Source organism: Mycobacterium sp. NGS26, from assembly GCF_059813025.1.
The window spans coordinates 66,316-79,199 of sequence record NZ_JCALDU010000005.1; the positions used below are offsets into that span (position 1 = coordinate 66,316).

At 70.5% G+C, this 12,884-nt stretch carries 12 protein-coding genes; 2 read left to right on the forward strand and 10 right to left on the reverse strand.

The genetic code is table 11. From position 1 onward, the window contains the following. Positions 1-3 precede the first annotated feature (3 nt). A complete protein-coding gene (locus AC5Y6X_RS17295; RefSeq protein ID WP_499987834.1) occupies positions 4-2,109 on the forward strand; it encodes an NAD-dependent epimerase/dehydratase family protein in 2,106 nt (701 codons plus the stop codon). Here the strand turns inward: AC5Y6X_RS17295 and AC5Y6X_RS17300 are convergent. The 7 genes from AC5Y6X_RS17300 to AC5Y6X_RS17330 form a co-directional block, all read right to left on the reverse strand. Next, the gene (locus AC5Y6X_RS17300; RefSeq protein WP_499987836.1) at positions 2,098-3,330 is read right to left on the reverse strand and encodes an NAD(P)/FAD-dependent oxidoreductase; all 1,233 of its coding nucleotides are present in this window, start codon (positions 3,328-3,330) and stop codon (positions 2,098-2,100) included. The genes AC5Y6X_RS17295 and AC5Y6X_RS17300 overlap by 12 nt on opposite strands. A 60-nt stretch (positions 3,331-3,390) precedes the next feature. Beyond that, on the reverse strand, positions 3,391-4,116 hold the full coding sequence (locus tag AC5Y6X_RS17305) for a DUF72 domain-containing protein (RefSeq protein ID WP_499987838.1): 726 nt from the start codon (positions 4,114-4,116) through the stop codon (positions 3,391-3,393). A 7-nt stretch (positions 4,117-4,123) separates the two neighbouring features. After that, positions 4,124-4,753, reverse strand: a complete 630-nt coding sequence (locus AC5Y6X_RS17310) for an HhH-GDP family DNA glycosylase (RefSeq protein ID WP_499987840.1) — start codon at positions 4,751-4,753, stop codon at positions 4,124-4,126. Positions 4,754-4,805: 52 nt separating this feature from the next. Continuing rightward, the gene (locus AC5Y6X_RS17315) at positions 4,806-5,138 is read right to left on the reverse strand and encodes a TfoX/Sxy family protein (protein ID WP_324676802.1); all 333 of its coding nucleotides are present in this window, start codon (positions 5,136-5,138) and stop codon (positions 4,806-4,808) included. 8 nt (positions 5,139-5,146) lie between these two features. After that, the gene (locus AC5Y6X_RS17320) at positions 5,147-5,536 is read right to left on the reverse strand and encodes a nitroreductase family deazaflavin-dependent oxidoreductase (protein WP_499987842.1); all 390 of its coding nucleotides are present in this window, start codon (positions 5,534-5,536) and stop codon (positions 5,147-5,149) included. A gap of 755 nt (positions 5,537-6,291) precedes the next feature. Next, entirely contained in the window at positions 6,292-8,622 is a 2,331-nt protein-coding gene (lon, locus tag AC5Y6X_RS17325; protein ID WP_499987844.1) for an endopeptidase La, read from the reverse strand. Positions 8,623-8,710: 88 nt separating this feature from the next. Continuing rightward, complete coding sequence (locus AC5Y6X_RS17330; protein WP_499987845.1) at positions 8,711-9,955, reverse strand: alpha-hydroxy acid oxidase; 1,245 nt, start codon at positions 9,953-9,955, stop codon at positions 8,711-8,713. 18 nt (positions 9,956-9,973) lie between these two features. On the opposite strand from AC5Y6X_RS17330, the gene AC5Y6X_RS17335 reads away from it, so the two are divergent. Then, a complete protein-coding gene (locus tag AC5Y6X_RS17335) occupies positions 9,974-10,408 on the forward strand; it encodes a DUF1810 domain-containing protein (protein WP_499987846.1) in 435 nt (144 codons plus the stop codon). Here the strand turns inward: AC5Y6X_RS17335 and AC5Y6X_RS17340 are convergent. The 3 genes from AC5Y6X_RS17340 to AC5Y6X_RS17350 are packed head-to-tail and all read right to left on the reverse strand — an operon-like array spanning position 10,405 to position 12,865. Then, positions 10,405-11,688, reverse strand: a complete 1,284-nt coding sequence (locus tag AC5Y6X_RS17340; RefSeq protein WP_499987848.1) for an alpha-amylase family glycosyl hydrolase — start codon at positions 11,686-11,688, stop codon at positions 10,405-10,407. The genes AC5Y6X_RS17335 and AC5Y6X_RS17340 overlap by 4 nt on opposite strands. Before the next feature lie 21 nt (positions 11,689-11,709). After that, positions 11,710-12,246, reverse strand: a complete 537-nt coding sequence (ahpD, locus tag AC5Y6X_RS17345; RefSeq protein ID WP_499987849.1) for an alkylhydroperoxidase, AhpD family — start codon at positions 12,244-12,246, stop codon at positions 11,710-11,712. A 31-nt stretch (positions 12,247-12,277) separates the two neighbouring features. Beyond that, positions 12,278-12,865 (reverse strand): peroxiredoxin, encoded by a 588-nt coding sequence (locus AC5Y6X_RS17350; protein ID WP_499987850.1) that lies wholly within the window; start codon positions 12,863-12,865, stop codon positions 12,278-12,280. Between the last annotated feature and the right edge of the window lie 19 nt (positions 12,866-12,884).

Below are 12,884 nucleotides of genomic sequence, written 5' to 3' on the forward strand. Positions count from 1 at the left end.
CAGGTGCAGATCCTGGTTACCGACGCCACCGGCACCGTCGGCCGGCTGGTCGCACGGCAGCTCATTGCCGCCGGCCACACGGTCAGCGGCATTGCTGGGCGCCCGCACGGCGGCCTCGATCCCGACGTCGAATTTGTTTGCGCGCCGCTGAGCCACCCGGTCCTGCAGGAGCTGGCCGACGAGGCCGACGCGGTCATCCACCTCGCCCCGGTCGACCCGACCGCCCCCGGCGGCGCGGACATCGACGGGGTCGCCCGGGTGACCCACGCGGCCGCCCGCGCCGGCGCGCGGCTGCTGTTCGTGTCCCAGGCCGCGGGCCGGCCCGACCTGTACCGGCCGGCCGAGGAGCTGGTGTCCACCGGTTGGGCGCCGAGCGTCGTCGTCCGGGCCGCGCCGCCGGTCGGCCGTCAGCTGGACTGGATGGTGTGCCGCACCGTGGCCACGCTGCTGCGCAGCAAGGTCTCCGCGCAGACGATGCGGGTGCTGCACCTCGACGACCTGGTCCGGTTCCTGGTGTCGGCGCTGGACACCGACCGCACCGGCGTGGTGGATCTCGCCACCCCGGACGCCACCAACGTGATCACGGCCTGGCGGGTGCTGCGCTCCGCCGACCCGCGTTCCAGGACGCATCGGACCCCCAGCTGGTCGCAGCTGATCCCGGAGTTGGATATCACTGCGGCGCAAGAGGATTGGGGCTTCGAGTTCGGCTGGCAGGCGATCGAGGCGGTGGCCGACACCGCGCGTGGACTCGTCGGCCGCCGGCTGGGGCCCGCGGGTGCCGTCAGCCACGGCGGGGAGCTGGCGCTGCCGGTGGAGGTGCTGCCGCGGCACGTGCCGCCCGGCGAGCTGCGCAACGCCGCGCCGGAGGGCGTGGAGGGCGAGTTCGACGACCTGATCGATCCGCGGTTCCCGGTTTTCAGCGCGACCGGCCTCGCCGAGGCGCTGCCCGGGCCGCTCACCCCGATCACGCTGGACGTCCAGCTGAGCGGGCTGCGCACCGCCGGCCGGGTGCTGGGTCGGGTGCTCGCGCTCGGCGGCGTGGTGGCCGACGAATGGGGCAGCAGGGCGATCGCGGTTTTCGGTCACCGCCCCTACCTCGGGGTGTCCTCCAATGTCGTGGCCGCCGCCCAGCTGCCCGGCTGGGACTCCGACGCCGTCGTCCGGCGCGCGCTGGTCGGCCAGCCGCAGGTCGGTGACCTGCTGCCGCTCGGTTCGCCCCTGCTGGCCGGCGGTGCGGTCGGGTCGGTCGCCAAAGCGGTCGCCACGGCACGCTCGCTGGCCGTGCTGCGCCACCTCAGGACCAACACGCGGGCCTACGCTGCGGCCGCCGCCGCGGAACACCTCGATCCCGGGCAGCTGAGCCTGCTGCCCGACGCGGGCCTCGGGGTGCGGGCGCGGCTGCTGCGGGACCGTATTCACCAGGGCTGGATCCTGACGGCGCTGTCGTTGATCGACACCGGCCTCACCGCGGCCGCGCTGGAGCCCACCGGGGCGGGAACCAGGGTGCCGGGGCTGGACATGATCATGGAAGGCAGCGCCATCTCGACCGAGATCGCCGACCTGGCAGCGGTTTTGCGCGACGACCCCCCGCTGCGCGCCATGGCCCGGGAGGGCAACCTGGACAGCATCCGCGCGCTGTCGCCCCGCACCGCCGCCGCGCTCGACGCCGCGATCGCCCGGATCGGGCACCGCGGGCCGGGGGAGGCGGAGCTGGCCGGCACGGTGTTCGCCGACGATCCGGCGATGCTGCTGGCGGCGGCCGCCGAAGCCGCCGCCGCACCCGCCGAGCCGGCCCCGCCCGCGACGCTGCCCCGGCGGCTGGCATCCGGCGCCCGCGTCTCGCGCGAGCTGGCCCACGACACCACCATCCGGTTCACGCATGAGCTGCGAATGACGTTGCGCGAGTTGGGGTCTCGGCGGGCCGCCGCGGAGCTGATCGACATCGCCGCCGACGTGTACTACCTGACGTGTGACGAGCTGGTCACCATGCCGGCCGACGCCCGGCTGCGGATCAAGCGCCGGCGCGCCGAGCGGGAGCGCCTGCAGGCGCAACGCCCGCCCGACGTCATCGACGGGGCGTGGACGCCCGTCGAGGCGTCAGCTCGATAGCTCGGCCAGCGGCGAACCCGCATCGGCCAGCCGGTCGGGGTCGACGGAAGCGCCGGACCGGATCAGGGCCTTGACGTCGTCGAGCACGTCCCAGATGTTGACGTTCATCCCGGCCAGCACCCGGTTGTCGCCGTCGAGCCAGAACGCGACGAATTCGCGTCCGGCGACGTCGCCGCGGAACACCACCCGCTGGAAGCTGGGGGAGTGCCCGGCGTATTCCATTCCGAGGTCGTACTGGTCGGTGAAGAAGTAGGGCAGCTCAGCATATTCTCCTGGCTTGCCCAGCATCCCGGCCGCGGCCACGGCGGGTTGCTTGAGGGCGTTGGCCCAGTGCTCGGTGCGGATCCGGCAGCCGAACAGCGGGTGTTGCGCGGCGGCGATGTCGCCGACGGCGTAGATGTCGGGGTCGCTGGTGCGCAGCGACGCGTCGACCAGCACGCCGCCGTCACCCATCGACAGCCCGGCCGTTTCGGCGAGCTCGACGTTCGGCTTGGCGCCGACGGCCACCAGCACCGCGTCGGCGGCAACGGTCGATCCGTCGCGCATTTTCAGCCCGGTGGCCCTGCCGTCGACCATGGTGATCTCGTCGACCTGCGCCTCGAGCCGCAGGTCGACCCCGTGATCGCGATGCAGCCGGGCGAACACCTCGCCCACGGTTTCGCCGAGCGCGGCCGCCAGCGGTTGCTTGGCGGTCTCGACGACGGTCACGTCGACGCCGCGTTGGCGCGCGCCGGCGGCCACCTCCAGGCCGATCCAGCCGGCGCCCACGACGGCCAGCGAAGACCCTTCGGTGAGAACGGAATTCAGCGCCACGGCATCGTCGTAGGTGCGCAGATAGTGGACGCCCTCGGCGTCGGATCCGGGGATCGGCGGGCGCCGGGACGCCGATCCCGTCGCCAGCAGCAGCTTCGCGTACCGCACCGTGGTGCCGTCGGGCAGGGCGACGCTGTGTTCGCCCGCGTTGAGGGCGGACACCCGCGAACCGAGCCGCAGATCGACGTCGTGCTCGCGGTACCAGTCGGAGTTCTGGACGGTGAAGTCGGTCAGCGACTTCTTGCCGGCCAGGAACTCCTTGGACAGGGGCGGTCGCTCGTAGGGCAGGTGTTCCTCTTCCGCGAACAAGACGATCTGGCCGTCAAAGCCGTTGTCGCGCAACGCTTCTGCCGCCTTGACTCCGGCGAGGCCGCCCCCGACGATGACGAATACGGTCGAGCTGGCCATGATTGCTGCTCCATTCTTTCGTCATTCTTTTGTCGCTGTTCCCAGCCTACTCGCGCCGGCTCACCGCAAATGTTCTTGCAGCGTCAGGGCATTGCGCACCGCGTGCCCACCCAGGTCGTTGTTGAAATACACCCACACGTCCCTGTCGTCGCGGTCCCACCCGGCGATCCTCTCGGCCCAGCGCCGCAGCTCATCGTCGGAATAGCTGCCGGCGTAGATCGCGTGCCGATCCGGGCCGTGCAGCCGGACGTACACCAGATCGGTGGTGGCGCGCGGAACACACGCCAATCCGGCGCCGCTCATCACGACGTAGGCCGCCCGGCGGCGTTCCAGCAGTTGGTACACGGCCGGATCGTTCCACGACGGATGCCGCAACTCCATGGCCACCCGGATCGACGTCGGCACCTGCCGCAGGAACGAGCCGAGCCGCTCGTCGTCGCGCTGCTGCTCGGGGTGCAGCTGGACAAGCAGCACGCCGTGCCGATCGCCGAGCAGGTCCCAGCAGCGGACGAACCGTTCGATCCAGGGCTCGGGGGAGGCCAGCCGGCGGTAGTGGGTCAGCCCGCGATGGGCCTTGACCGACATGGTGAAGCCGGCCGGCAGCTGCTCGCGCCACGCCGCGAACGTCGAATCCCTGGGCCAGCGGTAGAAGCTGCCGTTGAGCTCGACGGTGTCGAACACCTCGGCGTAGCGGGCCAGCCGCTTGGCGGGCGCCAGCCCCTTTGGGTAGAGGACGTCGGTCCAGTGCTGATAGGACCAGCCCGACGTGCCGATCCGCACCGTCACCGGCCGCTCAACCGGTCACCCGCCGGCGCAGGTCGTCGTCCAGGCCCACCCGCACCAGCGCGGCGGCCAGGCGCGCGTTGGCGCGCGGCGCCAGCGCTGCCAGCTTCGCGGCGTCGGCCGGCAAGCCCAGTTGCCTCGCCGCGGCGGTTGCGCGGTCGTCGAAGTACGGGCGCACCCAGGTCCAGGCGTCCTGCACCTCGCGCAGGTAGATGTCGGCGCCGGTGTCGCCGATTCCCTTGAACTTCTTGAGCATTCGCTTCGCCTCGGCGACGTCGTGCCCGCTGCGGGCGGCGAGTTCGCGCAGATCCCCGCCGTACTCGTCGCGCACCCGCTCCGCCATGCCGGTGAGCCGGGTGGCCGAGCTCTCGTCGTAGCGCACGTAGTGGGCGCGGCCGAACGCGCTGATCATGGTGCGCCGGTCGGAGGCCAGGACGGCCTTCGGGGTCCGCAGGCCGGCCTTGAAAAGCTCGCGGGCCGCGCGCATGGCGGTGGTGGCGTCGATCGGCTTGCTGGCAAGCATGCACAGCACCAGCAACTGGAACAGGGGCATCGGTTTGTCTTTGACCCGGATGCCGGCCTCGGCGGCGTACGTCGTCCCGGCGACGTCGAGAAGCCGCCGCGCCAGCCACTTGTCCATACCGGCCCGCGTACCCGCGCCGTTCCCGGGCAAACCGGGCTGCCCGCCGCGGCTATTTGGGGGGCAGGCCGCGCGCGTAGCCGACTCCGCGGGCCACCCAACCCTGAAGCTGGCGCTTGGTTTTCACGCCTTCGCTGTCGACGCGCAACCAGCCGCGGGCCGGTCGGCCCGCCATCACCATCGGGCTGACGTGGGCGCGGTCGGCCAGCTTGTCGCCGTCGTCCGGCGGCACCCGCACCAGCAGGCCGCCCTGCCCGCTGGCGGCCACCGACATGTTGCCGTTGATCAGGAAGGCGAGGCCACCGAACATGCGTTTTTCCTCGACGCCCCGCTCGGAGCCGAGCAGTTCGCGGATCCGGTTGGCCAGGTCCTCGTCGTAGGCCATGATCCGCGTCAGTCCAGGTCGACGCGGATGGTGAGCAGGTCGGTGCCCATCGTCCGCACCCCGACGCCGTTGAGCCGCGGCAGGCTGCGCAGCCGCTGCCGTGGGTCGTCGTCGGGCAGCAGGTGCGCGGTTCCGGTTCGCCACTGGCCGTCGATGCGCACCCGCACCGCGGGGTTGGCCTTGATGTTGTAGACGTAGTCCGAATGCTCACCGTGCTCGGAGACCATCCAGAATTGGTTGTCCACCACGCTTCCGCCGACCGCGGTGCGCCGTGGTTGTCCGGACTTGCGGCCGGTGGTCTCGAGCATGGTGACCGGCAATTGCCGGCCGATCGGATTGACCACCAGCCGCTGCACGCGATGCACTATCTGCCGTTTCAGATCCCGAATGTCAGCCATGCCTGCCGATTCTGCCGCAGACGAGAACGGCCACCCCCATGGCTTGGGGGTGGCCGTCAACGTCAGCCTTTAGCTGCCCGGTCCTGCTCCGGTACCTGTTCCGGCCCCTGCCCCGGTTCCGAACCCGGCCCCGGCTCCCTCGGGGCCCGTGTACACGTGGAATTGACCGTCGGTCGTGAAGACACCCCACGCGTTTACCGCGGGATTGTACACGACCGGAAGGTTGTTCTGACCGTTGTACGTCCAGGTCGCCGGAAGCCCATAGCCGACCGGGTCGTTGTAGTGTCCCGGCGGTGGCGCGGGGCGCTGACCCGGCGGAAGGGGAGTGCCCGGATTGTTGCAGTTCACGCCCGGTCCACCGTTACAAATCGGCTGCCCCGGGAAATTCGGGCCCGGCACATTCGGGCCCTGCCCCGGCACATTCGGGCCGGGCACGTTCGGGCCCGGCACCGGCCCCGGCACGTTCGGGCCATTCGGGTCGGCCTGCGCCAGCCCGGCACCGATTCCGAGCGCCGCAGACCCCAGAGACCCTGCAATGGCGGCACTAGCAGCAATTCTGTTCAACCTCATGAATGAACTCCTTATCGAGCCGTTCGGCCGCCGTCCGGCGGCCTCACGGCGCTGATTTGTGGTTCGTCACCCGCGTCTTTGCTGACACGGGCAGAGGTGAAACCCCCCGGCCGGTCCTCCCTCTGCACCGGGGCGTACCCGGGCCCGGGGGAAGCTGAAACATGTTCGCTGTGAGCCGGGCGGCGTCAGGCCGCGACGGTCGCCGCCTCGGCCGCGGGCTCCAGCGCCTGCGCGACGATCTCACCGACGTCGGTCATCGGCTTCACGGTCAGCGCCTCGAGCACCTCGGCGGGCACGTCGTCCAGGTCGGGCTCGTTGCGCGCCGGGATGAAAACCGTTGACAGGCCGGCCCTTTGGGCGGCCAGCAGCTTCTGCTTCACCCCGCCGATCGGCAGCACCCGCCCATTGAGCGTGACCTCCCCGGTCATGCCGACGTCGGAGCGGACGTGGCGCCCGGTGGCCATCGACACCAGCGCGGTGACCATGGTCACACCGGCCGACGGGCCGTCCTTGGGCACCGCTCCGGCCGGCACGTGCACGTGGATGCGCCGGTCCAGCGCCTTGGGGTCGACGCCCAGCTCAGACGCGTGCGAGCGCACGTAGGACAGCGCGATCTGCGCCGACTCCTTCATCACGTCACCCAGCTGACCGGTGAGCTGGAGGCCCGGCTCACCGTCGGTCGCGCCCGCTTCGATGTAGAGCACGTCGCCACCCAGGCCGGTGACGGCCAGGCCGGTGGCCACGCCGGGCACCGCGGTGCGCTCGGCCGACTCCGGCGTGAACCGCGGCCGGCCCAGGTAGCCGACCAGGTCGGGCTCGTCGACAACGATGCCGGCCCTCGGCTCGCCGTCCCCGGCGAGCTTGGTCGCCACCTTGCGCAGCGCCTTGGCCAGCAGCCGCTCGAACTGCCGCACCCCGGGCTCGCGGGTGTAGTCGGCGGCGATCCTGCGCAGCGCGGCGTCGGTGACCGTGACCTCGTCGTCGCCCAGCGCGGCCCGCTCGCGCTGCCGGGGCAGCAGGTAGTCGCGGGCGATGGCGACCTTGTCGTCCTCGGTGTAGCCGTCCAGCTCCACCAGCTCCATCCGGTCCAGCAGCGCCGACGGGATGTTCTCGATCACGTTGGCGGTGGCCAGGAACACCACATCGGACAGGTCCAGGTCCAGATCCAGGTAGTGGTCGCGGAACGTGTGGTTTTGCGCCGGGTCGAGCACCTCCAGCAGCGCCGCGCTCGGGTCGCCGCGGTAGTCGGAGCCGACCTTGTCGATTTCGTCAAGCAGCACAACGGGATTCATCGATCCCGCCTCGCCGATCGCGCGCACGATCCGGCCGGGCAGCGCCCCGACGTAGGTGCGCCGGTGCCCGCGGATCTCGGCCTCGTCGCGCACGCCGCCCAGCGCGACGCGCACGAACTTGCGGCCCAGCGCCCGGGCCACGCTCTCGCCCAGCGACGTCTTGCCGACGCCGGGTGGACCGGCCAGCACCATCACCGCGCCGGAGCCGCGGCCCCCGACGACCTGCAGCCCGCGCTGCGCGCGGCGGGTCCGCACGGCCAGGTATTCGACGATGCGGTCCTTGACGTCGTCCAGCCCGTGGTGGTCGGCGTCCAGGATGTCCCGCGCCGCCCTCAGGTCCGTCGAGTCCTCGGTCCTGACGTTCCAGGGCAAATCCAGCACGGTGTCCAGCCAGGTGCGGATCCAGCCGCTTTCCGGGCTCTGGTCGCTGGCGCGTTCCAGCTTGCCGACCTCGCGCAGCGCGGCCTCGCGCACCTTCTCGGGCAGGTCGGCGGCCTCGACGCGGGCCCGGTAGTCGTCGGACCCGTCCGGCTCGCCCTCACCGAGCTCCTTGCGGATCGCCGCCAGCTGCTGACGCAGCAGGAACTCCTTCTGCGTCTTCTCCATGCCCTCGCGCACGTCCTCGGCGATCTTGTCGTTGACCTCGACCTCGGCCAGGTGGTCGCCGGTCCAGTCGATCAGGACGCGCAGCCGCTCGGCGACATCCACCGTCTCCAGCAGTTGCCGCTTCTGCACCTCGGTCAAATACGACGCGTAGCCGGACGTGTCCGCCAGCGCCGACGGGTCGGTCAGGCTGTTGACATAGTCGACGATCTGCCAGGCCTCGCGCCGTTGCAGCATGGCCAGCAGCAACTTCTTGTACTCGGCGGCCAGCGCCCTGACCTCGTCGGTCGGCTCGCCCTCGGTGACCTCGGTCACCTCGACCCACAGCGCCGGGCCCGGTCCGCTTGCCCCGGCCCCGATCTGCGCCCTGCGCTCACCCCGCACCACCGCGGCGGTGCCGCCGCCGGCGATGCGTCCCACCTGCAGGATCTTGGCGATCACGCCGTGCGACGGGTACCGGTCCTCGAGCCGGGGGGCGATCAGCAGCTGCCCCGACTCGCTGGCCCGGGCGGCGTCGATGGCAGCCCGCGCGGCGTCGTCCAGGGCGATCGGCACGACCATGCCGGGTAAAACGATGGTGTCGGTGACGAACAGCACCGGCACCGATTTGGCTTGGGACACTCATCCTCCAAAGATTTAGTCTGTTGCGCTCAACCTTTGGGGGACGTGGTTTGTTCCCGCCGGGGACTGCGGGCCGGCTTTCCCGGCGTCAGTCCGGCAGCTCGACGGGGCCCAGCCGCCGCAGCTGCGTGACGTGCGCGGGCGAAAGCTCTTCCAGGCAGGTGACGCCCAGCAGCTGCATCGTCCGGATCAGCCCGGTCTGCAGGATATCGATGGCGCGGGCCACGCCGGCCTCGCCGCCGGCCATCAGCCCGTACAGGTAGGCCCGCCCGACCAGCGTGCAGCGCGCCCCCAGCGCGATCGCCGCGACGATGTCGGCGCCCGACATGATGCCGGTGTCCAGCAGGATCTCGGCGTCCTTGCCGAGCTCGCGCGCGACCGTGGGCAGCAGGTGGAACGGCACCGGGGCCCGATCCAGTTGGCGGCCACCGTGATTGGACAACACGATGCCGTCGACGCCACGCTCGACGGCGGCGCGGGCGTCGTCGAGGGTCTGGATGCCCTTCACGACGAGCTTTCCGGGCCACCGGGCCTTGATCCAGTCCAGGTCGTCGAAGGTGAGGCTGGGGTCGAACATCGTGCTGAGATACTCGCCGACGGTGCCGGACCAGCGGTCCAGCGACGCGAACGCCAGCGGCTCGGTGGTCAGCAGGTCGAACCACCACTTCGGGTGCGGCACCGCGTCGAGCACGGTTCGCAGGGTCAGCGTCGGCGGGATCGTCATCCCGTTGCGGTTGTCGCGCAACCGCGCCCCGGAGACCGGCACGTCGACGGTGACCAGCAGGGTGTCGAAGCCCGCGTCGGCCGCGCGCTGCACCAGCGCCATCGAGCGCTCGCGGTCGCGCCACATGTACAGCTGAAACCATTTCCGCCCCTGGGGAACCGCGGTCACCAGGTCCTCGATCGCGCAGGTGCCCAGCGTGGACAGCGAGAACGGGATCCCGGCCCGGGCCGCCGCCCGCGCCCCGGCGATCTCGCCCTCGGTGTGCATCAGGCGGGTGAATCCGGTCGGCGCGATCCCGAACGGCAGGACGACGGGCTGGCCCAGCACGTTCCAGCCGGCGGTCACGTTGCTGACGTCGCGCAGGATGGTCGGGTGAAACTCGATGTCGCGGAACGCTTGTCGGGCACGCCGCAGCGACAGCTCGTCCTCGGCGGCGCCGTCGGCGTAGTCGAACGCCGCCCTGGGGGTGCGCCGCTTGGCGATCCGTCGCAGGTCCTCGACGGTGAACGCGGCGTCGAGGCGGCGCTCGGTCGAATCGAGCCGGGGTCGCTTGAATTTGAGCAGCGGTGCCAGATCGCGCACTTTGGGCACTCGCCGCTTGACCGCCATGTGTGCAACCGTAGTGGAATGACGTCGGCGGCCGACCCCTTCGACTTGAAGCGTTTCGTCGACGCGCAGGCCCCGGTCTACCGCGGCGTCGTCGACGAGTTGCGCGACGGCCGCAAGCGCGGTCATTGGATGTGGTTCGTGTTCCCGCAACTGCGCGGGCTGGGCAGCAGCCCGATGGCGGCCCACTACGGCATCGGCTCCCTCGAGGAGGCCCGCGCCTACCTGCGCCACGAGGTGCTCGGGCCGCGACTGCACGAGTGCACCCAACTGGTCAACGGGGTGCGGGGCCGTTCGATCGGGGAGATCTTCGGCTCGCCCGACGACCTCAAGCTGCGTTCGTCGATGACGCTGTTCGTCCGCGCCACCGACGACAACGGGGACTTCGTCGCGCTGCTCGAGAAGTACTACGACGGCGAGCAGGATCCGCTGACCGTGGCGCGGCTGACCCGTTAGGCGGGGCGCAGGATGCGCCAGCCGTTGGGCTCGACGACCACCGTCTCGACGACGTCCTGGGGCGGGGCCGCCGAGCCGGCGACCACCTCTGCCCGCGCCGGGCCCAGCTCGGACAGGGTCAGCCGCAGCGGGTCGTCGTCGATGTTGAGCGCGACCAGCAGCGCGTCGTTGCCGCTGCGGGTCGCGTAGACGTAGCACCGGTTTTCCAGCCGCAGCGCGGTGGTCGCCGCCGAATGCAGCCACGGGTGCCGGCGCCGCAGCCCGACGAGGTAGCGGTGCAGCTCCCACACTTCGGCCCCGAATGCGTCCAATGGCGCTGGGGGAGAGCCGAACTCGGGGCGCACCGCGTCGTCCCCGCCGTATCGCTCTTCCTTGACACCGCGAAGGCCGAACTCGTCGCCGGCGTAGATGCTCGGCACGCCGCCGACCGTCAGCAGCAGCACCAGCGCGTGGGCCAGGTGGGCGGGGTTTTCCAGCCGGCTGGCGATCCGGGTGACGTCGTGATTGCCGATGAAGGTCAGCGGGGCGAAGCCGGCGAGAAAGGTGTTGTGCCGCTGCAACGCCCAGTCCAGCTCGAAGAAGTTGGCGTCGTTGAGGCTGCTCCAGATCGCCTTCCACAGCTCGTACTGGGTGGCCGAATCGAACCCGGCCGCGTCGACCACCGCCGCGTAGTCGCCATGGATGAGCTCGCCGACGAACCAGGCGTCCGGATGCTGTTCGCGGACCCTCGGCAATACCGCGGCCCAAAATTCCTGCGGCACAACGTAAGCGGCGTCCAGTCGCCAGCCGTCGGCGCCGCGCCGCAGCCAGTGCGCCATGACGTCCGCGGTGTAGGCGACGACCTCGGGGTTGGCGTGGTTGAGGGTGACGAGCTCGGAGTGGCCCTCGAAGGTATCCCCGCTGAACCAACCGGGTGCGGCCTCCCGGTAGCGGGGGAAGTCCACCCCGACGTGGTTGAACACGCCGTCGAGCAGGATCCGCAACCCGCGGCGGCGCGCCTCGGTGACGAGATGGTCGAAGTCGGAATCGTCGCCGAGGCGCGGGTCGATGCGGTAGTGATCGGTGGTGTCGTAACCGTGTGTGCGCGAGGCGAAGATGGGGCCCAGCGCGATCCCCGATGCCCCCAGCGCGATGGCGTGGTCGAACCAATCGACGAGACGGCGCAGCCGGTGCTCGCCGGGGCCCGGCGGCCCCGATCCCACAGGCGCCGGGAACGCGCCGACGAAACCCAGGGGATAGACCTGCCACCAGATCGCGTGTGCGACCCAAGCCGGGGTCATGAACGAGTCACGTCGCGGCGGTCAGCCGACCGCGGCCAGCGTCTGCGAGGCGGTAATCGCTTGTGCCACACCGGCGACGATCGCCGCGGCCTTCAACGCCTCCAGGATGGTCTCCCGGCTCACCCCGGCCTCCCGCAGCGTGTGCTCGTGGGCGACCACGCAGTGCGAGCACCCGTTGATCGATGACACCGCAAAGCACCAGAGTTCGAAATTCGCCTTGTCCACACCCGGATTGGCGATGACGTTCATCCGCAGCCCGGCGCGCAGGTCGTCGTAGGCGCCGTCGAGGAAGCCGCGACCGCGGTAGAAGACGTTGTTCATGCCCATGATCGACGCGGCCGCCAGCGCCGCCTGGTACGCCTCGGCGGACAGGCTCTCGGCGGCGTCGGTGCCAATCTCGTTCAGCACCTGGGTGTTTCGCGTCGCCGCCGCGCTGGCCAGCAGGGTGCCCCAGAGCTGCTCGGCGTCCAGGACGGTGCTGCGGGTGATCGAGGAGAGGTTGAGCCTGAGATCCTTCGCGTACTCCGGCAGCGCGGCCTTGAGAGTCTCTACAGTCATCTCGCTTCTTTCAGTCGGGTCGCGATCGGGCCTAAGCAGAAGCCTTGAGCAACTCACCGGCGTCCAGCGTCGGGTCACCCTTGCGCCAGTTGCAGGCGCACAGCTCGTCGGACTGCAGGGCGTCCAGGACCCGCAGCACCTCGTCCACGTTACGCCCCACGGATCCCGCGGTCGCCGATACGAATTGGATCTCGTTGTTCGGGTCGACGAGGAAGGTCACCCGGTCCGCGACGCCCTCGTCGTTGAGCACACCCGTGGCCTGGACCAGTTCCCGCTTGATGTCGGAGAGCATCGGGAAGGGCAGCTGCTTGAGGTCCTCGTGCTGTGCGCGCCACTGGAAGTGCACGAACTCGCTGTCGATCGAGACGCCCAGGATTTGCGCGTCGCGATCCTCGAACTCGTCGTTCAGCTTGCCGAATGCGGCGATCTCGGTGGGGCACACGAAGGTGAAGTCCTTGGGCCAGAAGAAGACCACGCGCCACTTGCCGGGGTGGTCGTCGCTGGTGATCGTGGTGAAGTAGTCGCCCGGTTGCTTGGCGTCCACCTTCGACAGGTCGCCGCCGATCAGCGCGGTGAGCCGGTACGCGGGGAATTGGTCGCCGATTGTCAGCAGTGCCATGTCCGTTCCTTATCTGGAT